Source organism: Chromobacterium sp. CV08 (assembly GCF_051129845.1).
In the GTDB taxonomy this organism is placed as follows: Bacteria; Pseudomonadota; Gammaproteobacteria; order Burkholderiales; family Chromobacteriaceae; genus Chromobacterium.
In genome coordinates this window covers 4,797,460-4,821,822 of the sequence record NZ_CP150453.1, presented here as the reverse complement: position 1 = coordinate 4,821,822, position 24,363 = coordinate 4,797,460, and the positions used below count along the sequence as shown (strand labels likewise).

Annotated in this window: 23 protein-coding genes; 14 read left to right on the top strand and 9 right to left on the bottom strand. The window is 66.7% G+C overall.

What is annotated here, in order from left to right:
* Positions 1–197 precede the first annotated feature (197 nt).
* Positions 198–1,511 (top strand): sodium-dependent transporter, encoded by a 1,314-nt coding sequence (locus tag WNM05_RS22115; protein ID WP_434631167.1) that lies wholly within the window; start codon positions 198–200, stop codon positions 1,509–1,511.
* Here WNM05_RS22115 and WNM05_RS22110 read toward each other — a convergent pair.
* The 4 genes from WNM05_RS22110 to WNM05_RS22095 all read right to left on the bottom strand — a co-directional run bounded on the left by WNM05_RS22110 (position 1,506) and on the right by WNM05_RS22095 (position 4,445).
* Entirely contained in the window at positions 1,506–1,826 is a 321-nt protein-coding gene (locus WNM05_RS22110) for an AzlD domain-containing protein (RefSeq protein ID WP_434631166.1), read from the bottom strand. The two genes, WNM05_RS22115 and WNM05_RS22110, sit on opposite strands and share 6 nt — an antisense overlap.
* Complete coding sequence (locus WNM05_RS22105) at positions 1,823–2,533, bottom strand: AzlC family ABC transporter permease (RefSeq protein ID WP_434631163.1); 711 nt, start codon at positions 2,531–2,533, stop codon at positions 1,823–1,825. Before WNM05_RS22105 ends, WNM05_RS22110 begins: the two co-directional genes overlap by 4 nt.
* Positions 2,534–2,630: 97 nt before the next feature.
* Positions 2,631–3,425 carry a helix-turn-helix domain-containing protein gene (locus WNM05_RS22100; RefSeq protein ID WP_434631161.1) on the bottom strand — a complete coding sequence of 265 codons (795 nt, stop codon included), beginning with the start codon at positions 3,423–3,425 and terminating at the stop codon, positions 2,631–2,633.
* Between the two features lie 372 nt (positions 3,426–3,797).
* The gene (locus WNM05_RS22095; protein WP_434631158.1) at positions 3,798–4,445 is read right to left on the bottom strand and encodes a MarC family NAAT transporter; all 648 of its coding nucleotides are present in this window, start codon (positions 4,443–4,445) and stop codon (positions 3,798–3,800) included.
* Positions 4,446–4,644: 199 nt separating this feature from the next.
* Between WNM05_RS22095 and WNM05_RS22090 the strand changes: the two genes are divergently transcribed.
* The 3 genes from WNM05_RS22090 to dinB all read left to right on the top strand — a co-directional run bounded on the left by WNM05_RS22090 (position 4,645) and on the right by dinB (position 6,920).
* Positions 4,645–5,106, top strand: a complete 462-nt coding sequence (locus WNM05_RS22090) for a copper chaperone PCu(A)C (protein WP_434631156.1) — start codon at positions 4,645–4,647, stop codon at positions 5,104–5,106.
* A 385-nt stretch (positions 5,107–5,491) separates the two neighbouring features.
* Positions 5,492–5,773 (top strand): SelT/SelW/SelH family protein, encoded by a 282-nt coding sequence (locus WNM05_RS22085; protein ID WP_434631153.1) that lies wholly within the window; start codon positions 5,492–5,494, stop codon positions 5,771–5,773.
* A 7-nt stretch (positions 5,774–5,780) separates the two neighbouring features.
* Positions 5,781–6,920, top strand: coding sequence for a DNA polymerase IV (gene dinB, locus WNM05_RS22080; RefSeq protein WP_434631151.1), 1,140 nt, complete (start codon positions 5,781–5,783; stop codon positions 6,918–6,920).
* 416 nt (positions 6,921–7,336) lie between these two features.
* On the opposite strand, the gene rodA is transcribed toward dinB, so the two are convergent.
* From rodA to WNM05_RS22055, 5 genes are all read right to left on the bottom strand, one after another.
* Positions 7,337–8,434, bottom strand: a complete 1,098-nt coding sequence (gene rodA, locus WNM05_RS22075; protein ID WP_434631148.1) for a rod shape-determining protein RodA — start codon at positions 8,432–8,434, stop codon at positions 7,337–7,339.
* Positions 8,415–10,355, bottom strand: a complete 1,941-nt coding sequence (mrdA, locus tag WNM05_RS22070) for a penicillin-binding protein 2 (RefSeq protein WP_434631146.1) — start codon at positions 10,353–10,355, stop codon at positions 8,415–8,417. The genes rodA and mrdA overlap by 20 nt, the downstream gene beginning before the upstream one ends.
* A gap of 14 nt (positions 10,356–10,369) precedes the next feature.
* Positions 10,370–10,873 carry a rod shape-determining protein MreD gene (gene mreD, locus WNM05_RS22065; protein ID WP_434631143.1) on the bottom strand — a complete coding sequence of 168 codons (504 nt, stop codon included), beginning with the start codon at positions 10,871–10,873 and terminating at the stop codon, positions 10,370–10,372.
* 6 nt (positions 10,874–10,879) lie between these two features.
* The gene (mreC, locus tag WNM05_RS22060) at positions 10,880–11,788 is read right to left on the bottom strand and encodes a rod shape-determining protein MreC (RefSeq protein WP_434631141.1); all 909 of its coding nucleotides are present in this window, start codon (positions 11,786–11,788) and stop codon (positions 10,880–10,882) included.
* 64 nt (positions 11,789–11,852) lie between these two features.
* Positions 11,853–12,896, bottom strand: a complete 1,044-nt coding sequence (locus WNM05_RS22055) for a rod shape-determining protein (protein WP_011137903.1) — start codon at positions 12,894–12,896, stop codon at positions 11,853–11,855.
* A gap of 292 nt (positions 12,897–13,188) precedes the next feature.
* On the opposite strand from WNM05_RS22055, the gene gatC reads away from it, so the two are divergent.
* From gatC to mraY, 10 genes are all read left to right on the top strand, one after another.
* Positions 13,189–13,476: an Asp-tRNA(Asn)/Glu-tRNA(Gln) amidotransferase subunit GatC gene (gene gatC, locus WNM05_RS22050; RefSeq protein ID WP_434631136.1), complete on the top strand. Its 288-nt coding sequence runs from the start codon at positions 13,189–13,191 to the stop codon at positions 13,474–13,476.
* 85 nt (positions 13,477–13,561) lie between these two features.
* The gene (gene gatA / locus WNM05_RS22045; protein WP_434631133.1) at positions 13,562–15,013 is read left to right on the top strand and encodes an Asp-tRNA(Asn)/Glu-tRNA(Gln) amidotransferase subunit GatA; all 1,452 of its coding nucleotides are present in this window, start codon (positions 13,562–13,564) and stop codon (positions 15,011–15,013) included.
* Positions 15,014–15,174: 161 nt separating this feature from the next.
* A complete protein-coding gene (gene gatB, locus WNM05_RS22040; RefSeq protein WP_434631130.1) occupies positions 15,175–16,602 on the top strand; it encodes an Asp-tRNA(Asn)/Glu-tRNA(Gln) amidotransferase subunit GatB in 1,428 nt (475 codons plus the stop codon).
* A gap of 397 nt (positions 16,603–16,999) precedes the next feature.
* Positions 17,000–17,446, top strand: a complete 447-nt coding sequence (gene mraZ, locus WNM05_RS22035; protein WP_043571751.1) for a division/cell wall cluster transcriptional repressor MraZ — start codon at positions 17,000–17,002, stop codon at positions 17,444–17,446.
* Positions 17,443–18,405, top strand: coding sequence for a 16S rRNA (cytosine(1402)-N(4))-methyltransferase RsmH (gene rsmH / locus WNM05_RS22030; RefSeq protein WP_434631126.1), 963 nt, complete (start codon positions 17,443–17,445; stop codon positions 18,403–18,405). Before mraZ ends, rsmH begins: the two co-directional genes overlap by 4 nt.
* Entirely contained in the window at positions 18,402–18,674 is a 273-nt protein-coding gene (ftsL, locus tag WNM05_RS22025) for a cell division protein FtsL (protein WP_434631124.1), read from the top strand. Before rsmH ends, ftsL begins: the two co-directional genes overlap by 4 nt.
* The gene (locus WNM05_RS22020) at positions 18,674–20,425 is read left to right on the top strand and encodes a peptidoglycan D,D-transpeptidase FtsI family protein (RefSeq protein ID WP_434631121.1); all 1,752 of its coding nucleotides are present in this window, start codon (positions 18,674–18,676) and stop codon (positions 20,423–20,425) included. Before ftsL ends, WNM05_RS22020 begins: the two co-directional genes overlap by 1 nt.
* Before the next feature lie 4 nt (positions 20,426–20,429).
* The gene (locus WNM05_RS22015; protein ID WP_434631118.1) at positions 20,430–21,911 is read left to right on the top strand and encodes a UDP-N-acetylmuramoyl-L-alanyl-D-glutamate--2,6-diaminopimelate ligase; all 1,482 of its coding nucleotides are present in this window, start codon (positions 20,430–20,432) and stop codon (positions 21,909–21,911) included.
* The gene (locus WNM05_RS22010) at positions 21,908–23,275 is read left to right on the top strand and encodes a UDP-N-acetylmuramoyl-tripeptide--D-alanyl-D-alanine ligase (protein ID WP_434631115.1); all 1,368 of its coding nucleotides are present in this window, start codon (positions 21,908–21,910) and stop codon (positions 23,273–23,275) included. Before WNM05_RS22015 ends, WNM05_RS22010 begins: the two co-directional genes overlap by 4 nt.
* Position 23,276: 1 nt before the next feature.
* Complete coding sequence (gene mraY / locus WNM05_RS22005; protein ID WP_434631112.1) at positions 23,277–24,362, top strand: phospho-N-acetylmuramoyl-pentapeptide-transferase; 1,086 nt, start codon at positions 23,277–23,279, stop codon at positions 24,360–24,362.
* Position 24,363: the final 1 nt, after the last annotated feature.

Sequence of the window (24,363 nt, the reverse complement as noted above, 5' to 3'; positions counted from 1 at the left end):
GACGCCTTGGGGCGTTAAGCGGCATGCTTGAACGATGATGAAGCGGAATATTGCACTCAAGACCAAAAAAGCTTGGTGGCGCGGCTAAGCCGGCGCGCCAGGAGTGTTCACATCCGCTTTCCAGGCCGCCGTCACGGGCGGCCTTGTCGTATCTTAATCCCCGTGCGGCGGCAAATCGTTTCAACTCAGGAGTTGTCATGCCACGCACGCAATGGGGTTCCCGCCTCGGTTTCATTCTGGCTTCTGCCGGCGCCACGGTGGGCCTCGGCTCGATCTGGAAATTTCCCTACGTCACCGCGATGAACGGCGGCGGCGCCTTCCTGCTGGTCTATCTGGTCTTCACCTTCACCCTGGGCCTCGCCTTGCTGCAGGCCGAGCTGGCGCTGGGCCGGGCCGCCGGCTGCGGCGCGGTCGGCGCGTTCGCCAAGCTGGGTTCGCCGCGCTGGAAGCTGCTGGGCTACGGCGGCGTGCTGTGCTGCTTCCTGGTGTTCTCCTTCTACAGCGTCGTCGGCGGCTGGACGCTGGGCTATCTGCTGCGCGCGCTGGACGGCCGGGTGATGAGCGGCGACGTGAACGCCTTGGGCACGCTGTTCGGCCGCTACGTCGGCGATCCGTTCGAGGCGCTGCTGAGCCACGGCCTGTTCGCCGGCCTGACGCTGCTGGTGGTGGCCGGCGGCGTGCAGAAGGGCATAGAGCGGGCGGGCAAGCTGCTGATGCCGCTACTGTTCCTGTTGATGCTGGTCCTGATCGCGCGCGCCTTGACGCTGCCCGGCGCGATGGCCGGCGTCGAGGCCTTGTTCCGGCCCGATTTCGCCAGGCTGACGCCGGCGATGCTGGTCGAGGCGCTGGGCCTGGCCTGCTTCTCGCTGTCGGTCGGCGCCGGCTGCATGCTGGCCTACGGCTCCTACCTGGGGCCGGATACCCGGCTCGGCAACTCGGCGCTGTGGGTGACCGCACTGACCGCGCTGACTTCGGTGCTGGCCGGTCTGATGATTTTCCCGGCGATCTACGCCTTCGGGCTGAACCCGCAGGCCGGCCCCGGCCTGACCTATATGGTGATGCCGGTGGTGTTCAACCATCTGCCCTACGGCCAGTTGTTCGCGACGGCCTTCTTCGCCTTGCTGCTGATGGCGGCGCTGACCTCCGCGGTGTCGCTGCTGGAGGTGGTGGCCATCCTGCCGATAGACGAGTTCGGCGCGAGCAGGCGCAAGGCCACGCTGGCGGTCGCCGCGCTGGCCTTCCTGGCCGGCGTCCCGGCGGCGCTGTCCTTCGGCCCGCTGGCCGATTACAAGCTGTTCGGCCGCAACGCCTTCGAACTGATGGACTACGCCGCGTCCAATGTGCTGCTGCCGCTGGGCTGCATCGGCACCGCGCTGTTCGCCGGGCGGGTGGCGTGGTCGGCGGTGCGGGACGAGCTGCGGCTGTCGGCGCCGGCCGCCGCGCTGATGCGCGTCGCCTGCCGCTGGCTGGCCCCGCTGATGATAGGCCTGGTGCTGGCCTACAATCTATAGCCAGCGCAGCGCGCCGTAGACGGCGAAGCTGACGACGATGGCCAGCAGCGTCTTGCCGTTCTTCCAGGCGACGGCGATGGCGACGACGGTGCCGACCAGGTAGGCGTTGCGCCAGGACAGGTCGATGCTGCCGGCCGGGGCCAGCGCCATCGGCGCCACCAGCGCCGACAGCACCGCCGCCGGCACGTAGTGCAGCGCGCGGTTCAGCCAGCCGGGGAAGGCCAGCCGCTGGCCGAAGACCAGAAAGCTCGCGCGTATCGCCAGCGTGGCCGCCAGCATGCCGGCGATGGCCGCCCAGTGTTGCCATTCGTTCATGCGGCCTCCCCTTGTTTCCAGGCCTCGACGGCCATGCCGGCGGCGACGCCGGCCAGTGCCGCCAGCATCAGGTCCAGCTTGTACGGCAGGCCGCGCGCCAGCAGCGCGGCGGCGCCTGCGGTCGCCGCGGCGGCCAGCGTCGGCCGCTTCTTCAGCTGCGGCGCGACGATGGCGGCGAAGGTGGCCACCATCGCGAAATCCAGTCCCAGCCTGTCCAGGCCCGGCACCGAGCGCCCGAGCGCGACGCCGGCCAGCGTCCACAGCTGCCAGTTCAGATACATCGCCAGCGACGAGCCCAGCCAGTACCACTGGCCGCCGTCGGCGCCCAGGCTGCGGAAGCGGTGCTCGACGACGGCGAAGGTCTCGTCGGTCAGCCAGAAGGCCAGCGGCCAGCGCCAGGACAGCGGCCAGGTCCGCGCATGCGGCAGCAGCGTCGCGCTGTACAGCGCGTGGCGCAGATTGACGACGAAGGTGGTCAGCCAGATCACCGGCGCGGTCGCGCCGGCCGAGATCAGGCTGACGGCGATGAACTGCGAAGAGCCGGCGAAGACCAGCAGCGACATCGCCGCCGTCGCGGCCGGCGACAGGCCGGCGGCGACGGCCAGCGTGCCGAAGATCACGCCGAACGGCGCCGCGCCGACCATCATCGGGGTGGTGTCGCGCGCGCCGTCCAGCAGCCAGCGGCGGCGCTCGTGTAAAGAAGGCATCGGTATATCCTGCGTGGCGGCGGGGCCGGACATCGGCCTCCTGCTCCTGATGATGGAGCAGACGGCCGGGGCTGTCTTGAACGATTTTGCGGCCGGATCAACCGGCGCGCGCGCCCACCGCCTTCTGGTAGGCGGCCGGCGTCAGGCCCAGCGAGGACTGGAAGGCGCGGGTCAGGTGCGGCTGGTCGGCGAAGCCCAGTTCCAGCGCCACCGGGCCGGGTCGCATGCCGGCGGCCAGCAGCCGGCGCGCCCGCGCCACCCTGAGCTGATTGCGCCAGGCGACCGGCGGCAGGCCGGTCTCCCGCTTGAACTGGCGGCATAGCTGCCACGGCGACAGCCCTACCGCGTCGGCCAGCTGCTGCAGCGAGTGGTTGGCGGCCGGGTCGTCGGCCAGCATCTGCCTGACGGTCTCCACCGCGGAGGACGCGGCCGGCTGCTCGTCCGGACGCTGTCGCATATGCCTGATCAACAGCTCGCCGAAGACTTCGGCCAGCGCCGATTCGCGCTGCAGCGCGTCGCGGCTGTCGCGCAGCAGCAGGTGCAGGCTATCCAGCCGCCGGGCCAGGCCGGGGTCGACGACGACGGTGTCGCGGAAATACGGCAGCGCCGGCCCGCCGCCCAGGTCGGCGGCCAGGCGGCGCATCATCCCGGCGTCCGGATAGAAGCCGCGGTAGGCCCAGCCGTTTTCGTGCGCGGTCTCGCCGGTGTGGACCTCGCCGGGATTGATCAGCACCAGCGCGCCGACGCCGGCGCGGTGCAGGCCGCCGCGGTGGCGATAGGACTGGGCGCCCAGCGTCAGCGTGTTGACGACGAACTCTTCGTGGAAATGGGGCGGGAAGGTCCGCCTGGCGTATTGCGCGTTAAGAGCCTGTTCACGATCTTTTTGCGGCATCGGCCGTTTTCTGCCGGATGCAGGGCGCGGAAAGCGGCTCGCCGCAGTGTCGCTCACTGCAAGAGACGTTTGACAAAGCCATGCGCCGACAGAAAGCGGCCCCGAAGGGCAGTCCAAACAGGAGGCCATCTGCCGCGTTGTCAGGCTAGGCCTTGGAATGACCAAGGCCTGCGCCCTCCGCCTTGCATCTGGCCTCCTGTTTGGGCTGCGCTGCTCGTAAAAAGATCGTGGACAGGCTCTATGGCATTCCAGCCGGCCGAGATCGTCGGCGCGGAACAGCTCGGAACGTTCTTGGGCGGTAGCGGGCATGGCGGAACGGATAGCGGAACTATCCGTCCATTGTGGCAGAAATGGGGTTCGCGCGCGCGGCGCTCAGGAGCCGGCCATGAAGGTGCGGATGCCGGAACCGACGAACTGCACGCCGATGCAGATCAGCAGAAAGCCCATCAGCCGCGTCATCACCTCGCGGCCGCCGCGGCCCAAGCGCTCCGAGATCAGCAGCGACGATTTCAGCGTCAGCCACATGCCGACGCAGGTCAGGCCGATGGCGGCGAAGGTCATCGCGAAGGCCAGCGCCTTGGCCGGCACGGTGGTCAGTTCGGCGATCTCGGTGGAGATGCCTATCACCACCGCGATGGTGCCGGGGCCGCTGATGCCGGGCATCGCCAGCGGGAAGAAGGCGTAGTCCTCGCGTTCGCCGGACTGCCTGGGCGCCTGGCCCGGGTCCTGCGACAGGAACAGCATGCGGTAGCCGAGCACCGCGACGACGAAGCCGCCGGCGATGCGCAGCGCGCCGTAGGAGATGCCGAAGGCGGCCATGATCAGATTGCCGGCCAGCAGGCTGACCGCCATGATGGCGGCGGCGAACACGCAGGCGCGCTTGGCCTGGGCATCGCGGTGGATGTCGTTCATCTCGCGCGTCAGAGTGATGAACAGCGGGATCTTGGACAGCGGATTGGTGATGGTGATCAGGCTGAGCAGACCGCCAAACAGGAATTGCAGCGACAGCGTCTTAAACATGGTTACGGGCCGATTGTGTAGCCATGCGATTGTAGAGGCTTACGTTGAGGCGGGGTAGCGGGGAGCTGCGCTTTAGACCAGCGGCATGCGGTGGTGTGGCGGCGGGCGCCACGGCTGCGGCATTTTGTCGCGTCCGGGCAGGGGCGCGCTGTGTTACAGTGGCGCGATTTTTCCCTTTCCCGACCCGACGGAGTCCGCGATGAAACGTTTTGCCGCCGCCCTGTTCGCCCTGTGCCTGTCCGGCCTGGCCGCCGCCCATTCCTTCCAACTCGGCTCCATCCACATCGGCCATCCGTGGAGCCGCGCGATGCCGCTCGCCAGCCCGACCGGCGGCGTCTACCTGTCGCTGGAAAACCAGGGCAAGGGCGCCGACCGCCTGTTGTCGGCCAGCACGCCGCGCGCCGCCAGCGCCGAGCTGCACACCCACGTCAACGACAACGGCGTGATGCGGATGCGCAAGGTCGAGGGCGGCGTCGAGATCGCGCCGGGCCAGACCGTCAAGTTCGCGCCGGGCAGCTACCACGTGATGCTGGTCGGCCTGAAACAGCCGCTGAAGGCCGGCGACCGCTTCCCGCTGACGCTGAACTTCGAGAAGGCCGGCAGCATCGTCGTCGACGTGGTCGTGCAGGACGGCATGCCGGCCGAGAGCCACAGCCATTGACCGGCGCCGCCCGCTCACCGGGCGGACGATGAACGGCAGCTTGCCCGCCAGACGGGCAAGCTGCTGTTTTTTATCCGTTTTGCGGCGGCGTTGCGCCGAAGTTACATGCTGCTTTGCAGCAAGCGGACGGGGCTGGAGCATTCGCTTTACAGCCTGTGCGGCGCTGGGCAAACTGGGTCTGGCAATGAGTTTTGAACAAGACGCCATAGGCCGCCGCCCCCCGCAACCGGTACTGCGCCAAGTCTGCCACTACAAGAGAAACGATGGAGGAGCGGGTGCCATGCACCCGAAAACAAGCTAAGACAGGGGGCGGCGGCCATTTTCTGCGTTATGCTCTGTTTTTGTCCCGCCATCTTCTTTTTTCATGATTAGCGCCGATTCCCCATTGTCCCCGCTGCCCCGCGTCGTCATCCATTACTGCACCGGCTGCCGCTGGCTGTTGCGCGCCGGCTGGCTGGCGCAGGAGCTGCTCACCACGTTTGAAAAGGAACTGTCCGAGGTCGCGCTGCGTCCCGGCAGCGGCGGCGTATTCCGCGTCGAGGTCGACGGCGAGCTGCTGTGGGACCGCAAGGAGGAGGACGGCTTTCCGGAACTGAAGGCGCTGAAGCAGCGGCTGCGCGACCGCATCGCTCCGGACAAGCCGCTGGGACACAGCGACCGCCGCTGACGCCGAGATGAACGCCGTCCAGCGCAAGATCATCCACATCGATTGCGACTGTTTCTACGCCGCGATCGAGATGCGCGACGACCCCGGCCTGCGCGAGCGGCCGCTGGCCGTCGGCGGCCGGCCGGAGACGCGCGGCGTCGTCGCCACCTGCAACTACATCGCCCGCCGCTACGGCGTGCATTCGGCGATGTCGTCGGCGCGCGCGCTCAGGCTGTGTCCGGACTTGCTGATCGTGCCGCCGGACATGGCGCGCTACCGGCTGGCCAGCCAGCAGATCATGGCCATCTACCAGCGCTACACCGAGGTGATAGAACCGCTGTCGCTGGACGAGGCCTATCTGGACGTCACCGGCCAGCCCCACGAGCAGGGCAGCGCGACGCTGATGGCGGAGGCGATACGGCGGCAGATACGCGAGGAGGTCGGCATCACCGCCTCGGCCGGCATCGCGCCGAACAAATTCCTGGCCAAGGTGGCCAGCGACTGGAACAAGCCGGACGGCCAGTTCCTGATCCGCCCGCGCGACGTGGACGCCTTCGTCGTCACGCTGCCGGTCGAGAAGATACACGGCGTCGGCCGCGTCACCGCCGAGCGGCTGCACCGGCTGGGCATCCACAGTTGCGGCGATGTCCGGCGCTGGTCGCCGGCCGACCTGTTCCGCCATTTCGGCAGCTTCGGCGAGCGGCTGCTGGCGCTGGCGCACGGGAACGACGATCGGCCGGTGTCCACCGACCGCAGCCGCAAATCGATCAGCGTCGAGGAAACCTACGCGCAGGACCTGCCCGACCTGGCCAGCTGCCTGTCCAAGCTGCCGGAGCTGGTCGACCGGCTGCAGGCCAGGCTGGCCCGCAACGGCAATCCGGAATTCAAGGGCCTGTCGGTCAAGCTGAAGTTCGACGACTTCAGCCAGACCACGGTCGAGCAGCCGGGCTACGCCTTGGCCATGGCCGCCTTCGGCCAGCTGCTGCGCACCGGCCACGCGCGCGGCGGCCGCCCGGTGCGCCTGCTCGGCGTCGGCGTGAAGATGGCCGACGACCACGACCTGCCGCGCCAGCTGCGGCTGTTCGGCCGCGACGGCAAGCCGCTGCCGGACAGCGCGCCGCCGGCGGACGAGGCGGAGGCGGTGCAGCCGGATCAGCAGGGCGGTTGAGGCGGGAGCATTGCCGTTTCAGTGTTTTTCCCGCGGCTTCCGGGTTCTGGGCTTGGCTAATGAGAAATCGCGTATCCGATGCGCCCCTTTCCCCTTCAGAGCGCGCCGGTAAAAAAGCGGCGGGCGAGGTTTTAAGACGCCGGCTGTTCGACGCCGCGCGACGTTAGCGCGCGGCTAGTTCCGGCGGCGCCTCGCCTGGCGCTTTTTTATCGGGGTTTCGCGCGATGAGGGGCGGCCTGGGATTGCCAAGGGGCTGGCCGCACAGCCCCTGGCCCGCCTGCCGGGCGGAACCGGCACCGGAATAGCGTCCGCGGAGCGGACACAACAACAGGCTTTATAGCCGACGCAGGCTGCTGATGCCCAATACAGGGTACGGCAAGGAGGCGCAACGCAGGATCGGGGATTCTGCCCGTGGCTTAGAGCCGGCGCAGATTGCTGATGCCCATCAACATCCCCATGCCGATGAACAGTGTCACCGAGGCTGTGCCGCCGTAGGACATGAAGGGCAGCGGCACGCCGACCACCGGCAGGATGCCGGACACCATGCCCATATTGACGAAGGCGTAGACGAAGAAGGACATCGTGATCGACGCCGCCATCAGCCGGCCGTACAGCGTCTGCGCGCTGGCGGTGATCATCAGCGCCCGGCTCAGTATCAGCAGGTAGAGCACCAGCAGCACCACATTGCCGGCCAGGCCGAATTCCTCGGAGTAGACGGCGAAGATGAAGTCAGTCGTCCGCTCGGGGATGTAGTCCAGGTGGGTCTGGGTGCCGTTGAGCCAGCCCTTGCCCCAGGGGCCGCCGGAGCCGATCGCAATCATCGACTGGATGATGTGGTAGCCGGTGCCCAGCGGGTCGGTGGTCGGGTCTATCAGCGTCAGCACGCGCTTGCGCTGGTAGTCGTGCAGGTGGTTCCACACCACAGGCAGGCTGGCTGCGAACAGCGCGGCGCCGGCGAAGATCACCTTCCACGGCAGGCCGGCGAAGAACAGCACGAAAAAGCCGGCGGCGGCGATCAACAGCGCGGTGCCGAGGTCGGGCTGCTTCAGCACCAGGCCCACCGGCACCAGCACCAGCGCGGCGGCGATCAGGTAGTGCCACCAGCGCAGCGAAAGCTCGTATTTCTGGAAGAACCAGGCCAGCATCATCGGCAGCGCGATCTTCAGGATCTCCGACGGCTGGATGCGGGTGACGCCCAGGCTCAGCCAGCGGGTGGAGCCGTTGACGGTGATGCCCTTGAAGTGCACGGCTACCAGCAGCAGCACGCCCAGCACATAGATGGGCGGCGCGAAGTTCATCACGCTCTGCGGCCGCATCCGCGCGATCACCCACATCACCGCCAGCGCCAGCGCCGTATAGGCCAGCTTGTTGTCTATCTTGTCGAAGGACTGGTTGTTGGCGGAATACAGCAGCACCATGCTGACCGCGAAGATCAGGCCGAGGAAGAGCATCATCCAGCCGTCCAGCGGCTCCTTGATCTGTTGCCAGATCTGCTTAATCAGCGGAGTCTTCACGCGCTTCCCCGTTTTCCATCGGCACGGTCTTCAGCAGGCCGGCCAGATCGTTGGGCACCTTGCCCAGCAGATAGTAGTCGAACAGGCCGCGCGCCACCGGCGCCGCGGCGGCCGCGCCGAAGCCGGCGTTCTCGACGATGATGGCCACGGCGATCTTGGGCTGCTCCACCGGCGCGAAGGCGATGAACCAGCTGTGGTCGCGGTATTGCTCGGCCAGCGACGCGGCGTTGTACTTGGCGCCCTGCTTGATCGCCACCACCTGCGCGGTGCCGGTCTTGCCGGCCATCGAATACTTCAGGCCTATGCCGACGCGGGCGCCGGTGCCGGAGATCATCACGCCGTGCATGCCCTCCTTGATGTAATCGAAGTATTCCTGAGGGTAGGGCAGCTGCCGCAGCGGCTTAGGCTCGATCAGACGCGCCTGGCCGGTCTTGGAGTCCACCACCTGCTGCACCAGGTGGGGTTTGAACACCTGGCCGTTGTTGGCCATGATGGCGGTGGCGTTGGCCATCTGCAGCGGCGTGTAGGCATTGAAGCCCTGGCCGATGCCGACGCTGACCACGTCGGCCGGATACCAGCGCCTCACCTCGGGCTTGTAGCGGGCGAAGCGTTTCGCCTTCCACTCCTTGGACGGCAGCACGCCGCTGGCCTCGCCGTCGAGGTCGATGCCGGTCTTGCTGCCGAGGCCGAAGGAGCCGACCACCGGGTGGATCTTGTCTATGCCCATGTCCCAGGCCAGCTTGTAGAAGAAGGTGTCGCTGGACACGGTGATCGCGCGCTGCAGATTGATCACGCCGTTGCCGCTCTTCTTGCTGTCGCGGAACTGGTGGCTGGAGCCGGGCAGCGTGAAGTAGCCGGGCGCGGCGCGCATATCGTGCATGCCTATGCTGTGCGTCATCAGCGCCGCCATCGACATGAAGGGCTTGAAGGTGGAGCCGGGCGGATAGGTGCCGCGCAGCGCGCGGTTGACCAGCGGCTTCTGCCAGTCGGTGTTCAGCGAGGCCCAGGTCTGGCTGTCGATGCCGTCTATGAACAGGCTGGGGTCGAAGCCGGGCTTGGACAGGAAGGCCAGCACGCCGCCGGTGCTCGGATCTATCGCCACCAGCGCGCCGCGGCGGTCGCCGAACAGCTTGTCGGCCATCTCCTGCAGGCGGATGTCCAGCGCCAGCTTCAGCGTGTTGCCGTTGACCGGCGGCGTCCGGCGCAGGCTGCGCACCGCGCGGCCGCCGGAGTCGGTCTCCATTTCCTCGAAGCCGACCTGACCGTGCAGATCGTCCTCGTACACCGCTTCCAGGCCGGTCTTGCCGATGTAGTTGGTGCCCTTGTAATTGGTGGTCTTGTCCTCGTCGGCGAGGCGCTCCTGGTCTTTCTGGTTGATCCGGCCGATATAGCCCAGCACATGGCTGGTCATCTCTTTGTACGGGTAGTCGCGGAACAGCCTGGCCTTGACCTCGACGCCGGGGAACTGCCAGGCGTTGGCGGCGACGCGGGCGGCCTCCTCGTCGGTCAGCTTGACCTTCAGCGGGATGGCCTCGAAGTTCTTGCTTTCGGCCAGCAGCTTCTTGAACAGCTTCTCGTCGCGCGGGCTGACGTCGGCCAGTTTTTTCAGCTTGGCGATGGTGGCCGGGAGGTCGGCGATCTTGCTCGGCGTCAACTCCAGCGTATAGGCGGAGTAGTTCTGCGCCAGCACCACGCCGTTGCGGTCCAGGATCAGGCCGCGGTTCGGCAGTATCGGCACCAGCGAGATGCGGTTGTTCTGCGCCAGCGTCGAGAAGTGGTCGTGCTGCAGCACCTGCAGCCAGACGAAGCGCGCCAGCAGCGTGAGGAACATCAGGATGATCAGCGCGTAGGCGATGACCAGCCGCAGCTCGAACTGTTCTTCTTCGTTTTGCGGGTTCTTGAGGCGGGACGGGCGGCGCATGGGTCAGTCGGGTCTCATACCGAGTGGTGGCGGTAAGGTATCAGCATCAGCTTGGTCAACAGCGGCCACAGCAGCGCGCCGATCAGCGGCGGAAGGAAATAGCTCCAGCCGACGAAAGCCGAGCCGGTCAGCATCCGCACCACCACCATGATCAGCTGATTGGTCAGCATCAGGCCCAGCACCACCAGCGCCTGCTGGCCCAGGTTGAACATCACCAGCTGGCGCTGGCGGCTCAGCGCCAGGAAGGCGGTCGCCGAATAGGCCAGCGCGTGCTGGCCGAACAGGCCGGCGGTGGACACGTCGGCGACGATGCCCATCATGAAGGCGATGCCGATGTTGACCCGGCGCGGCTGGTTGATCACCCAGTACAGGATCAACAGGCCGATGAAGTCAGGCAGCCAGCGCGTGCTGCCATGCGGCAGCGGCACCAGCTCGATCAGCACGGCGATCACGAAGGTGGTCATGATGAAACGGCGCTTGACCGGCTTGAGCAGTTCCTTGGGGCGGTCCAACGACATCGCGGCTTACTCCTCGTCGGCGGCCTTCCTGCCGCCCTTGGTCTTTTTTTCCGGCAGCGGCGGCGGTTCCGCCGGACGCGCCGGCGTCTGCCTGGCCTGCAGCACCAGCACGTAGCGGGTCTGTTGCACGCCGGCCAGCGGCTGGGTGCTGACGCGGGTGAAGGCGGCGCCCGGATTGCGCTCCACCTTGCTGACGACGGCTACCGGGATGCCCTCCGGGAATACGCCGTCCAGGCCGGAGGTCACCACCCTGTCGTTCTCCTTGACGTCCGAGCTCTGCGGCAGATAGCGCAGCTCGATGCCGCCGCCGTAGCCGTACAGTATCGCGCGCTCGCCGGTGCGGGCGATCATCACCGGCACCATCTGGTTCTTGTCTATGATCAGCGTCACTTCGGCGGTCAGCGGCTGCACGCGGGTCACCTGGCCCAGCAGGCCCTGGCCGTCGACCACCGGTTGGCCGGCTTGCAGCTTGGCGTCGTCGCCCTTGTCGATGATGATCTTGTACGAGAACGGATCGCGGCCGGTGTACAGCGTCTCGGCGATCTGGGCCGCGTCGTCGCGCTGGGCGCGGATGCGGTTCAGCGCGCGCAATTCGTTCAGCTCGCGCTCCAGCGTCTGCAGGCGCGACAATTGCGCCGACATCTGCAGCTGGCGCGCCCTGAGCTCGGTGTTGTCCTGCTTCAGCTCGGTCTGCGAGGTCAGGTAGTCGCCGGCGTGGCGCATCGCCTGCGCCGGCAGATTGACCGCGCGCTGCACCGGGTACAGCGCCAGCGACAGCGCCTCGCGCGCCTGTTCCATCAGGCCGTAGCGGCTATCGCCTATCAGCAGCGCGATGGAGGCGACCACGCTCATCGCGAGGCGCGCGCCCGGCGGCGGCCCGGAGCGGAAGAAGCTGGGGGTGTTGGCGAAATCCATGGCCACAACCGCCGCGCCTTGACGGCGCGGCGTTCGCTCGGGTTATAAGTTCGTTGCTGGAAGTTTAAGGCACGTTGGTGAAAATGGTGCCGATCTTGTCCATTTTTTCCAGCGCCTTGCCGGAGCCGCGCACGACGCAGGTCAGCGGTTCCTCGGCGACGAACACCGGCAGGCCGGTCTCTTCCGCCAGCAGGCGGTCGATGTCCTTCAGCAGCGCGCCGCCGCCGGTCAGCACCATGCCCTTCTCGGCGATGTCGGCGCCCAGTTCCGGCGGGGTCTGCTCCAGCGCGATCTTCACCGCCGAAACGATCTGGTTCAGCGGTTCGGTCAGCGCTTCCAGGATTTCATTGGAAGACACGGTGAACGCGCGCGGGATGCCTTCGGCCAGGTTGCGGCCCTTGACTTCCATTTCGCGCACCTCGGCGCCCGGGAAGGCGGAGCCGATGGTTTTCTTGATTTCCTCGGCGGTGGTCTCGCCGATCAGCATGCCGTAGTTGCGGCGGATGTAGTTGATGATGGCCTCGTCGAACTTGTCGCCGCCGACGCGCACCGAGTTGGAGTAGACCACGCCGCCCAGCGAGATCACGCCCACCTCAGTGGTGCCGCCGCCGATGTCCACCACCATCGAGCCGGTCGGCTCTTCCACCGGCAGGCCGGCGCCGATCGCCGCGGCCATCGGCTCCTCGATCAGCTCGACGCGGCGGGCGCCGGCGGCGAGGGCGGAGTCGCGGATCGCCTTGCGCTCGACCTGGGTGGAGCCGCAGGGTACGCAGATCACGATGCGCGGGCTGGCGGCGAAGAAGCGGTTCGGGTTCACCTTCTTGATGAACTGCTTCAGCATCTGTTCGGTGACGGTGAAGTCGGCGATCACGCCGTCCTTCATCGGGCGGATCGCCTGGATGCTGCCCGGGGTGCGGCCCAGCATGCGCTTGGCTTCCAGGCCGACGGCCAGGATGGACTTCTTGTTGGTCGGCGCGTCGTTGTGGATGGCGACGACCGAAGGTTCATCGAGGACGATGCCCTTGCTGCGCATGTAGATCAGGGTGTTGGCGGTGCCGAGGTCGATGGCGAGGTCGTTGGAGAAGTATCCGGTCAGCGAACGAAACATTGGGCGGTCCTGGTCAGTTTTCGTCAGTGGCGGACGCCGGCGGCGTCCGTAAAAATCCAGTTTAATCTGTGGCAGGCCGATTTCCCCGCCTTTTTATCCAGGCGTGGCAACATTCGTTGCCGGTCTTTCCCGGCGGCGGATACGGCCTGCGTCTGCGGGCCCCGGCGCAGGCTTCCTGCGGGGCGGGAAATGCCCCGGGAATGCGTCGTGGCGCAATGTCGATCTTGGGAGAATCAAACGGGGTATGATACCCTATAAAGCTTGAAATATTAAAGGTTTTAACGAGGAAGCCATGTCGCTGACGCACCAGGATGTCGCACGGATCGCCAAGCTCGCCCGCATCGAGGTCGGCGAAGCGGAAATCGCCGCCACCGCGGAGCAGCTCAACAATATTTTCGGCCTGATCGAGCAGATGCAGGCGGTCGACACCGACGGCATCGAGCCGATGGCGCATCCGCAGGACGTTTCCCTGCGGCTGCGCGACGACGTCGTCACCGAAACCAATCAGCGCGAGGCTTTCCAGGCGGTCGCGCCGCAGGTGGAAAAAGGCCTGTTCCTCGTTCCCAAAGTGATCGAGTAAGCCTCTGAGCCGCCCCGGCGAGATTGGTTCCCATCGGGACGCAGATCGCCGGGCCAGACTATCCCGATAGCAAGATTTGATCGAAATGACACAAGCCACCCTCAAGCAATTGTCGCAACAGCTGGCGGCCAAGCAGGTTTCCAGCGTCGAGCTGGCCAGCCAGTATCTGGATCGCATCGAGGCGCTGAACCCGCGGCTCAACGCCATCGTCACCGTCGACCGGGAGAAGACGCTGGCCGAGGCCCGCGCCGCCGACGCCCGCCTCGCCGCCGGTTCCGCCGACGCGCTGACCGGCGTGCCGCTGGTGCACAAGGACCTGTTCTGCCAGCAGGGCTGGAAGACCGGCTGCGGCTCCAAGATGCTGGACAACTTCGTCTCGCCGTACAGCGCCCACGTGGTCGAGCAGTGCGCCGCCGCCGGCATGGTGACGCTGGGCCGCGCCAATATGGACGAGTTCGCGATGGGCTCGTCGAACGAGAACTCCTTCCACGGCGCCGTGAAGAACCCGTGGGATCTGAACGCGATTCCGGGCGGTTCGTCCGGCGGTTCGGCCGCCGCCGTCGCCGCGCGGCTGGCGCCGGTGGCCACCGCCACCGACACCGGCGGCTCGATCCGCCAGCCTGCCAGCCACTGCGGCGTCACCGGCATCAAGCCGACCTATGGCGCGGTGTCGCGCTACGGCATGGTGGCCTTCGCCTCCTCGCTGGACCAGGGCGGCCCGATCGCGCAGACCGCCGAGGACTGCGCGCTGATGCTGAACGTGATGGCCGGCTTCGACGAGCGCGACTCCACCAGCCTGGAGCGCGCCCGCGAAGACTACACCCGCGATCTGAACCGATCGCTGGCCGGCCTGAAGGTCGGTTTGCCGAAGGAATACTTCGCCGCCGGCCTGGACGCCGACGTCGCGCAAGTCGTCGACAACGCGGTGGCCGAGCTGAAGAAGCTGGGCGCCGAGGCGGTCGAGATCAGCCTGCCGAACACCGAGCTGTCGATCCCGGCCTATTACGTGATCGCGCCGGCCGAGGCCTCGACCAATCTGTCGCGTTACGACGGCGTCCGCTACGGCCACCGCGCCAATGATTACAAGGACCTGGTCGAGATGTACGAGAAGACCCGCGCCGAAGGCTTCGGCGACGAGGTCAAGCGCCGCATCATGGTCGGCACCTATGTGCTGTCGCACGGCTATTACGACGCCTACTACATCAAGGCGCAGAAGATACGCCGGCTGATCGCCAACGATTTCAAGACCGCCTTCGGCCAGTGCGACGTGATCCTGGGGCCGGTGGCGCCGACCGCCGCCTTCGATCTCGGCCAGATGTCGTCCGACCCGGTACAGATGTATCTGTCCGACGTCTACACGCTGTCGGTGAACCTGGCCGGCCTGCCCGGCATGAGCGTGCCGGCCGGCTTCGCCGCCAACGGCCGCCCGATCGGCCTGCAGATCATCGGCAATTACTTCGGCGAGGCCAGGATGCTGAACGTGGCGCACCAGTTCCAGCAGGCGACTGACTGGCACGCCAAGGCGCCGGCGCTGTAACGCCGGCGGCTGCGCGACGCGAATACGGCGTGGGCGCGCTTGCCGTACGAGTGTACTGCCTGCGCGCGCCCGCCTTGCCTTCGCGCCGCCCGCGCGCTGGCTGATAAGTTTACGTTTCCCGGAGCGATGCTGCGCTCTGGCATGAAAAGGATTTTCCGACCATGAAATGGGAAGTCGTCATCGGTATCGAGGTGCACGTGCAGCTCAATACCGCCTCCAAGATCTTCTCCGGCTCCAGCACCGCCTTCGGCGCGGAGCCGAACACCCAGGCTTCCGCGGTGGAGCTGGCGCTGCCCGGCGTGCTGCCGGTGCTGAACCGCGCGGTGGTGGACAAGGCCATCCGTCTGGGCCTGGCGCTGGACGCCAACATCAACCAGAAGAACGTGTTCGCCCGCAAGAACTACTTCTATCCGGACCTCCCCAAGGGCTACCAGATCAGCCAGATGGACCTGCCCATCGTCGAGCACGGCAAGCTGAAAATCCTGGTCGGCGATCAGGAGAAGGTGATCGGCGTGACCCGCGCCCACATGGAAGAGGACGCCGGCAAGAGCCTGCACGAGGACTTCCAGGGTCTGTCCGGCATCGACCTGAACCGCGCCGGCACGCCGCTCTTGGAGGTGGTGTCCGAGCCCGACATGCGCTCGGTCGACGAGGCGCTGGCCTACGTCAAGGCGCTGTACACGCTGGTGACCTGGCTGGGCATCTGCGACGGAAACATGCAGGAAGGCAGCTTCCGCATGGACGTCAACGTGTCGGTGCGTCCGGAGGGCCAGCAGGCATTCGGCACCCGCCGCGAGATCAAGAACCTGAACTCCTTCCGCTTCCTGGAGCAGGCCGCCAAGTACGAGATCCAGTGGCAGATCGACACGCTGGAGGACGGCGGCAAGATCCAGCAGGCCACCGTGCTGTTCGACCCGGACACCGGCGAGACGCGGATGATGCGCAGCAAGGAAGACGCGCACGACTACCGCTACTTCCCGGATCCGGACCTGCTGCCGGTGCGCATCTCCGACGAGCAGATCGCCCGCATCAAGGACGAGATGCCCGAGCTGCCGGCCGCGATGCAGGCCCGTTTCGTCGACGCTTACGGCGTGTCCGCCTATGACGCGGCGCTGCTCACCTCCAGCCTGGCGCAGGCGCAATATTTCGAAGCCGCGGCCAAGGCCTCCGGCCAAGGCAAGCTGGCGGCCAACTGGATCAACGGCGAGATCGCCGCGCGCCTGAACCGCGACGGCAAGGACATCGCAGACTGCCCGATCTCGGTGGAGCGTCTGTCCGGCCTGATCGTCCGCATCGCCGACAATACGTTGTCCAGCAAGCTGGCCAAGCAGGTGTTCGAGGCGTTGTGGGACAGCGATCTGTCCGCCGACGCCGTCATCGAGCGCGACGGCCTGAAGCAGGTGTCCGACGTCGGCGCCATCGAGAAGATGGTGGAAGAGGCGATCGCCGCCAATCCGAAGGCGGTCGAGGAATTCCGCGCCGGCAAGGAAAAGGCGCTGAACGCGCTGGCCGGTCAGGTGATGAAGGCGTCCAAGGGCAAGGCCAACCCGGCCCAGGTGCAGGACATCCTGCGCCAGAAGCTGCTCTAGACCGGGCGCAGGCAGAACGCGCATGGCGGCCGCAATGGCCGCCATGTCGTTTTTTAAATACACCGACAGATTCGCCGCCGGTAATTTGTTGCTTTTCTTAAAGATGCTTGTGGTTCAAACAGTTCCAGCGCTAATGATTGCCGCCTTGCCGCCGCTGCCGCCCAGTCCAATATTCATGTCCCACTTTCACCGATGATTTTAAGTTGCTGATTTGTCAGGGATTCCATTTTTATGCCTGTCCGTAAGTCATTGTCGCAAAAGGCGAATTAGGGAATTCCGATGTTGACCGTGGGGCGGTTCTTTCTTATAGTGGCGAAAAGTGGGGTAAAGTGGGTGAAAGTGGGGTAACTGCCCCCCGGAGCGACGGCTCCGTTTTCTCGGTCAGCGGGTTCAAATCATGATTGGTGGCGTCAGCATCTTGTCTCTCGATAGCAAGGGGCGCTTGGCTATTCCGGCCAAGCACCGCGAGACGCTGCTGTCCGCTTTCGGCCACAAGCTGATCGTCACCCTCGAATCCCAGGACCACCTGCTGCTGTATCCCGAACCCAATTGGCGCCCGGTCGAGGCCCGTCTGCTGGCCCTTCCCACCGGCAATCCCACCCTGAAACGCTATCAACGACTGGTGCTCGGCCATGCCGAGACGCTGGAGATGGACTCCGCCGGCCGCGTGCTGCTGCCGGCCCGCCTGCGCGAGCTGACCGCGTTGGACAAGGACGTTGCCCTGGTAGGCATGGGCAACCGCTTCGAACTGTGGAATGCCGAGGAATGGGACAGCCAGACCGCCGACGCGCTGGCGATCGACCAGGCCGACCTGGCGCAACACCTTGGAGATTTCACGCTGTGAGCACCCCCACCTTCGTGCATCGCACGGTACTGCTGACCGAAGCGGTCGACGCGCTGGCCATCCGCCCCGATGGCGTCTACGTCGACTGCACCTTCGGGCGCGGAGGCCACAGCCGGCTGATCCTGAGCAAGCTGGGCCCCGGCGGCCGGCTGATCGCCTTCGACAAGGATCCGCAGGCCATCGCCGTCGCCGAGCGGCTGGCCGCTGAAGATGCCCGCTTCGGCATCGTGCACAACGGTTTCGAGACGCTGTCGTCCGAACTGGCCCGCCTCGGCGTGGCCGGCGTCGACGGCGTGCTGATGGATCTGGGCGTGTCGTCGCCGCAGATAGACGACGGCAGCCGCGGTTTCAGCTTCCGTTTCGACGCGCCGCTGGACATGCGCATGGATACCACCCGCGGCATGACGGCCGCCGAGTGGTTGGCAACGGCCGACGAGGCCGATATCAGAGAGGTCATCAAGACTTATGGTGAAGAGCGGTTTGCTCGCAAGATCGCAGCAGCCATTGTTGCGCAACGGGACGAAAGCCCCATCACGACCACCCGCGAGCTCGCTGTGCTCGTTGGGCAAAACGTCCGTACTCGCGAACCGGGCCAGGACCCGGCCACGCGCACTTTCCAGGCGATCCGCATCTTTGTGAACCGCGAGCTGGACGAGCTGACGGCGGTGCTGCCGCAGGCGGCGCGCCTCTTGAACGAAGGCGGGCGGCTGGCGGTGATCAGCTTCCACTCGCTGGAGGACCGCATCGTCAAGCAATACCTGCGCGACGTCAGCAGCGAGGAGAAGCTGCCGGCCTGGGCGATGGTGCGCGCGGCCGACATGGCCAAGCCGCCGATCGCGCTGGTCGGCAAGGCGATCCGCGCCGGCGACGAGGAAGTGCGCGAAAACCCGCGCGCCCGCAGCGCCATCATGCGCGTCGCCGAGCGCACGGCCGCGCCGTGGCGGGAGGGCGACGCATGAACAAGCTCAACGCGATGCTGCTGATGATGGCCGTGTTCTCCGCCTGGTCGGTGGTGACGTCCACGCACGTGTCGCGCAAGCTCTATAGCGACTTGCAGAAGGAAACCAAGTCGGGCCAGCAGCTGGAGGTCGAGTTCGGCCAGCTGCAGCTGGAGCAGAGCACCTGGGGCGCGCACGCGGTGATTGAGAAAGCCGCGTCGACCCGCCTCGGCATGCACACGCCGGATCCGCGACAGATCCAGGTGATAGGACCGGGAGGACCGCTCTGATGCGCGCCGGTTCCAGTTACAGCGTACGCACCCGTCCCGTTCCGGCCAGTCCGGCGCTGCGGATGACCAGCACGCGCGTGCGCTGCGTGCTGCTGATGCTGGCGTTGCTGTTCCTGGCGCTGATAGGCCGCGCGGTCTATCTGCAGGTGGTGCAGCAGGACTTCCTGCAGAACCAGGGCGAGGCGCGCTTTCGCCGCACGCTGACGCTGGAGGCCAACCGCGGCGTGATCACCGACCGCAACGGCGAGCCGCTGGCGATCAGCTCGCCGGTGCAGACCATCTGGGCGAGCCCGGCCGACATGGAACCGGTGCCGCCGGCCAAATTGCGCGAGCTGGCCGGCCTGCTGGACCTGTCGCCGGAAGAGCTGTCGTCCAAACTGTCCGACCGCAAGAAGGAATTCGTCTATATCAAGCGCCAGATCAGCCCGGAACAGGCCGACAAGGTGATGGCGCTCGGCATACCCGGCATCGCCAAGCAGCAGGAATACCGCCGCTTCTACCCGGCCGGCGAGATCGTGTCGCACATCATCGGTTTCACCGGTGTCGACGGCAAGGGCCAGGAGGGCGTGGAACTGGCGCGCGAGAAGATGCTGGCCGGCAAGGACGGCCGCCGCGTGGTGTTGAAGGACAGGCGCGGCCACATCATCGAGGACGTCGCCGCGATCGAGCCGCCGCGCGACGGCCAGAAGCTGGCGCTGGCGGTGGACCACCGCATCCAGTACCTGGCCTACCGCGAGATCAAGGCCGCGGTGGAGACCAACAAGGCCAAGGCCGGCAGCGTGGTGGTGCTGGACGCCAAGACCGGCGAATTGCTGGCGCTGGCCAACTACCCGTCGTTCAACCCGAACAACCGCGTCGGCGTGACGCCGGAGATGATGCGCAACCGCGGCGTGATCGACCTGTTCGAGCCCGGTTCGACGATGAAGCCGCTGTCGATCTCGCTGGCGCTGGAGCACGGCAAGGCCAGGGTCAATACGGTGCTGGACACCCACAGTTATATGATAGGGCCGGCGACGATACGCGACGTGTCGCCGCAGTCCAGCCTGGACATCCTGGGCATCATCCAGAAATCGTCCAACGTCGGCACCAGCAAGCTGGCCTTGATGAACACGCCGGAAGACGCCTGGAAGCATTACGACGCGCTGGGCTTCGGCCGCGCGCCCAACACCGGCTTCCCCGGCGAGGCCAGCGGCCGGCTGCGCGACTGGCACAAGTGGCGTCCGATCGAGCAGGCGACGATGTCCTTCGGCTACGGCCTGTCGGTCAGCCTGATCCAGATGGCGCGCGCCTACACCATCTTCGCCAACGACGGCGTGATGCTGCCGATCTCGCTGTACAAGACGGCGAACCCGATGCCGGGCAAGCGCGTGCTCAACGAGAAGACCGCGCACGAGATGCGCGATCTGCTGATCGCCAACAGCCAGCCGGGCGGCGGCGCCGTCGGCGGCCGCATCATCGGCTACAGCATAGGCGGCAAGAGCGGCACCGCGCGCAAGCTGGAGGGCCGCACCTATGTGGCCAACAAGCACCGCGCGCTGTTCATGGGCTTCGCGCCGGGCCACGCGCCCAAGGTGATCGTGGCAGTGATGATAGACGAGCCGACGGCGGGCAAGTATTACGGCGGCGCCGTGTCGGCCCCGGTGTTCTCGCAGGTGGCGGGCGGCGCGCTGCGCATATTGAACGTCGCGCCGGATGAGCCATCCAACAACACTTTATTGCCGGAATCGACCCCGGTTCCGGTGGATTTCTAAGATCATGAAAAGCCGTTTGACTGCGTTGCCGGACTGGGATCCGGCCTTGTTGCAACAGCTGGGCCTCCCGATCAAAAGGGTGGAGGCCGACAGCCGCCGCGTGCTGCCGGGCGATGTGTTCCTCGCCTGCCGCGGCGAATACGCCGACGGCCGCGATTTCATTCCGGCCGCGCTGGAAAAGGGCGCGGCCGCCGTGCTGTGGGACGACGCCGACGGCTTCGCCTGGCAAGCCGAGTGGCAGGTTCCGAATCTGGCGGTGCCCAATCTGCGCGAGCGCGCCGGCATCGTCGCCGCCCATGTGCTGGGCCAGCCGTCGCGCGACCTGACCGTGGTCGGCATCACCGGCACCAACGGCAAGACCTCGATCTCGCACTGGCTGGCGCAGGCCTTCTCCTTGCTGGGCCAGAAGGCGGCGCTGATCGGCACCGTAGGCAACGGCTTCTACGGCCAGCTGACCGAAACCACCCACACCACGCCGGATCCGGTGACGGTGCAGCAGAAGCTGGCCGAATACCGCCGCCAGGGCGCGCACGTGGTGACGATGGAGGTGTCCAGCCACGGCCTGGACCAGTTCCGCGTCAACGGCGTCGAGTTCGCCACCGCGGTGTTCACCAATCTGACCCGCGACCACCTGGACTACCACGGCTCGATGGAGGCCTACGGCGAGTCGAAGAAGAAGCTGTTCTTCTGGGAAGGCCTGAAGCACGCGGTGATCAACGCCGACGACGCCTTCGGCCGCCAGCTGGCCGCCGAGATCGACCCCAAGCTGACCCGCGTGGTCACCTACGGCCTGGAGCAGGGCGATGTGCGCCCGCTGGCGCTGGCGGCGACGCTGGAAGGCCTGCAGCTGACGGTGACGACGCCGTGGGGCACGGTCGACGTGCGCACCGGCCTGGTCGGCCGTTTCAACGCCGCCAATCTGCTGGCCTGTCTGGCCACGCTCTGCGTCAACGGCGTCGGCCTGCAGGAGGCCGCCGCGGTGATGGCGCGCATCCAGCCGGCGCGCGGCCGCATGCAGAGCGTAGGCGGCACCCACGAACCGCTGGTGGTGATCGATTACGCCCACACGCCGGACGCGCTGGAGAAGGCGCTGGCGACCTTGTCCGACATCCGCCCGACCGGCGGCCGGCTGTTCTGCGTGTTCGGCTGCGGCGGCGACCGCGATCCGGGCAAGCGCCCGATGATGGGCGGCGTCGCCGAGAAATACGCCGACGTGGCGGTGCTGACCAGCGACAACCCGCGCAGCGAGGACCCGCAGGCCATCATCCGCGACGTGCTGGCCGGCATGGACGCCGCGCGCGCCCATGTCGAGGCCGACCGCGAGGCCGCCATCCACTGGGCGGTGGGCCAGGCCAAGGTGGGCGATGTGGTGCTGGTGGCCGGCAAGGGCCACGAGGAGTACCAGGACATCGCCGGCGTCAAGCGGCCGTTCTCGGACTTCCGCGTCGCCGAGGAAGCGCTGACGGCATGGGGGAGGCGGCCATGATGATGACGCTGAGCCAAGCCGCCCGTCTCGCCGACGGCCGCCTCGTCGGCGCCGACGGCGAAGTGTCGCGCGTGATCACCGACAGCCGCCAGGCGCAGCCGGGCGATCTGTTCGTCGCGCTGAAGGGCGAGCGTTTCGACGCCCATGATTTCGTCGCCGAAGTGACGGCCAAGGGCGCCGCCGCGCTGGTGCGCGACGGTTTCGAGCTGGCCGGGGCCAGCCTGATCCAGGCGGGCGACGACACCCGGCTGGCGCTGGGCCGCCTGGCCGCCGGCTGGCGCGAAACGCAGCCGGCCGTCCGCGTCGGCGTCACCGGTTCCAACGGCAAGACCACGGTCAAGGAAATGCTGGCGGCCATCCTGCGCGCCCATGCCGGCGACGACGCGGTGCTGGCCACCGCCGGCAATTTCAACAACGACATCGGCCTGCCGCTGACGCTGCTGCAACTGCGGCCGCAGCACCGCTACGCGGTGATCGAGATGGGCATGAACCACTTCGGCGAGCTGAGCTATATCACGGCGCTGGCCAGGCCACAGGTGGTGTTGGTCAACAATGTGATGCGCGCGCACTTGGGGCATTTCGGCTCCACGGCGGAGGTGGCGCGGGCCAAGGCTGAAATCTTCGAGGGCCTGAGCGACGACGGCGTGGCCGTGATCAATGCCGACGATGAGTACCAGGGCTTGTTCCGCGCCGCGGCAGGCCAGCGCCGCCAATTGAGCTTCGGCTTGAAAGGGCAGGCGCAGGTGGACGCCGCCGAGGTGGTGCTGGATGCCTTGAGCAGCCGTTTCATCCTGCGCACGCCGGCGGGCGAGCAGGCCATCGAGTTGCCGGTGCCGGGCGCTCACAATGTGAGCAATGCCCTGGCTGCGAGCAGCCTGGCGCTGGCACTGGAGGTGCCGCTGGCCGCCATCGCCCGCGGACTGGCGACTTTTACCGGCGTCAAGGGGCGTTCGCACTGCCTGCAGAGCGCGCGCGGCATCACCGTTTTTGACGACAGCTACAACGCCAATCCCGATTCGACCAAGGCGGGGATCGATGTGTTGTCCCGGCTGCCGGCACCACGCTACCTGGTGCTGGGAGACCTCGGCGAACTCGGGGAGACCGCGGCGGCCTTGCACGCCGAGGTGGGAGCGTATGCCCTCAGCCGGGGGATCGATCGTCTGCTGGGGCTGGGCGACTTGACGCGGCACACCGTGGCGGCGTTTGGCGAGGACGGCCGGTTTTTCGAATCGATAGAGGCGTTGTACGCCTATCTCGACGCTCATCTGCAGGCAGGCGGCTCCGTGATGGTCAAGGGTTCGCGTTTCATGGGCATGCCCCGGATAGTGGAGTACCTGATGCAAGCAAAGAAAGAGGGAGTTTAAGGTGCTGCTTTGGCTGGCTGATCTGTTGGGTTCGCATATCCGGGCCTTCAATGTCTTCAATTACACCACGCTGCGCGCGGTGATGGCGGCGCTGACCGCGTTGGCGATCTCGCTGCTGCTGGGGCCGTGGGTGATCCGCAAGCTGACCGAGCTGAAGGTCGGCCAGGCGGTGCGCAACGACGGTCCGCAGACCCACCTGGTCAAGGCCGGCACGCCGACCATGGGCGGCTCGCTGATCCTGCTGGCGATCACGCTGACCACGCTGCTGTGGGCCGACCTGTCCAACAAATACGTCTGGTTGCTGCTGGCGGTGATGCTGGGCACCGGTGCGCTGGGCTTCTACGACGACTGGCGCAAGGTCGTGTACAAGGACCCGAAAGGCGTGTCCGCCAAGTTCAAGATGGCCTGGCAGTCGGCGATCGCGATCGGCGCCGGCGTGTTCCTGATCGTCACCGCCAAGCTGCCGGCGTCGACCGAGCTGATCGTGCCTTTCGTCAAGACTGTCGCCTATCCGCTGGGCGCGGTCGGCTTCTGCGTGCTGACCTATCTGGTCATCGTCGGCACGTCGAACGCCGTCAACCTGACCGACGGCCTGGACGGCCTGGCGGCGCTGCCGACGGTGCTGGTGTCGGCCGGCCTGTCCATCTTCGCCTATGTCGCCGGCCACGCGGTGTTCTCCAAGTATCTGGGCCTGCCCTTCATTCCCGGCGCCCACGAGGTGGTGGTGTTCTGCGCGGCGATGTGCGGCGCCTGTCTCGGTTTCCTGTGGTTCAACGCCTATCCGGCCCAGGTCTTCATGGGCGACGTCGGCGCGCTGGCGCTGGGCGCCGCGCTCGGCACCGTGGCGGTGATCGTCCGTCAGGAGATCGTGCTGTTCTTCATGGGCGGCCTATTCGTGATGGAGGCGCTGTCGGTGATGATACAGGTCGGCTCTTTCAAGCTGACCGGCAAGCGCGTGTTCCGGATGGCGCCGCTGCATCACCATTTTGAATTGAAGGGCTGGAAGGAGACCCAGGTGGTCGTGCGTTTCTGGATCGTCACCATGATGCTGGTGCTGATCGGCCTGTCGACGCTGAAGCTGCGCTGAG

What these genes read in the sequence shown, in the direction of transcription:
- WNM05_RS22090 (WP_434631156.1), top strand. Translation starts at nt 4,645, where the DNA reads ATGAAACGTTTTGCCGCCGCCCTGTTCGCCCTGTGCCTGTCCGGCCTG.
- mreC (WP_434631141.1), bottom strand. Translation starts at nt 11,788, where the DNA reads ATGGATTTCGCCAACACCCCCAGCTTCTTCCGCTCCGGGCCGCCGCCG.
- dinB (WP_434631151.1), top strand. Translation starts at nt 5,781, where the DNA reads ATGAACGCCGTCCAGCGCAAGATCATCCACATCGATTGCGACTGTTTC.
- WNM05_RS22020 (WP_434631121.1), top strand. Translation starts at nt 18,674, where the DNA reads ATGCGCGCCGGTTCCAGTTACAGCGTACGCACCCGTCCCGTTCCGGCC.
- mreD (WP_434631143.1), bottom strand. Translation starts at nt 10,873, where the DNA reads ATGTCGTTGGACCGCCCCAAGGAACTGCTCAAGCCGGTCAAGCGCCGT.
- WNM05_RS22105 (WP_434631163.1), bottom strand. Translation starts at nt 2,533, where the DNA reads ATGCCTTCTTTACACGAGCGCCGCCGCTGGCTGCTGGACGGCGCGCGC.
- WNM05_RS22010 (WP_434631115.1), top strand. Translation starts at nt 21,908, where the DNA reads ATGATGATGACGCTGAGCCAAGCCGCCCGTCTCGCCGACGGCCGCCTC.
- WNM05_RS22055 (WP_011137903.1), bottom strand. Translation starts at nt 12,896, where the DNA reads ATGTTTCGTTCGCTGACCGGATACTTCTCCAACGACCTCGCCATCGAC.
- WNM05_RS22095 (WP_434631158.1), bottom strand. Translation starts at nt 4,445, where the DNA reads ATGTTTAAGACGCTGTCGCTGCAATTCCTGTTTGGCGGTCTGCTCAGC.
- gatA (WP_434631133.1), top strand. Translation starts at nt 13,562, where the DNA reads ATGACACAAGCCACCCTCAAGCAATTGTCGCAACAGCTGGCGGCCAAG.
- gatB (WP_434631130.1), top strand. Translation starts at nt 15,175, where the DNA reads ATGAAATGGGAAGTCGTCATCGGTATCGAGGTGCACGTGCAGCTCAAT.
- WNM05_RS22110 (WP_434631166.1), bottom strand. Translation starts at nt 1,826, where the DNA reads ATGAACGAATGGCAACACTGGGCGGCCATCGCCGGCATGCTGGCGGCC.
- mraZ (WP_043571751.1), top strand. Translation starts at nt 17,000, where the DNA reads ATGATTGGTGGCGTCAGCATCTTGTCTCTCGATAGCAAGGGGCGCTTG.
- WNM05_RS22015 (WP_434631118.1), top strand. Translation starts at nt 20,430, where the DNA reads ATGAAAAGCCGTTTGACTGCGTTGCCGGACTGGGATCCGGCCTTGTTG.
- gatC (WP_434631136.1), top strand. Translation starts at nt 13,189, where the DNA reads ATGTCGCTGACGCACCAGGATGTCGCACGGATCGCCAAGCTCGCCCGC.
- ftsL (WP_434631124.1), top strand. Translation starts at nt 18,402, where the DNA reads ATGAACAAGCTCAACGCGATGCTGCTGATGATGGCCGTGTTCTCCGCC.
- WNM05_RS22115 (WP_434631167.1), top strand. Translation starts at nt 198, where the DNA reads ATGCCACGCACGCAATGGGGTTCCCGCCTCGGTTTCATTCTGGCTTCT.
- WNM05_RS22100 (WP_434631161.1), bottom strand. Translation starts at nt 3,425, where the DNA reads ATGCCGCAAAAAGATCGTGAACAGGCTCTTAACGCGCAATACGCCAGG.
- mrdA (WP_434631146.1), bottom strand. Translation starts at nt 10,355, where the DNA reads ATGCGCCGCCCGTCCCGCCTCAAGAACCCGCAAAACGAAGAAGAACAG.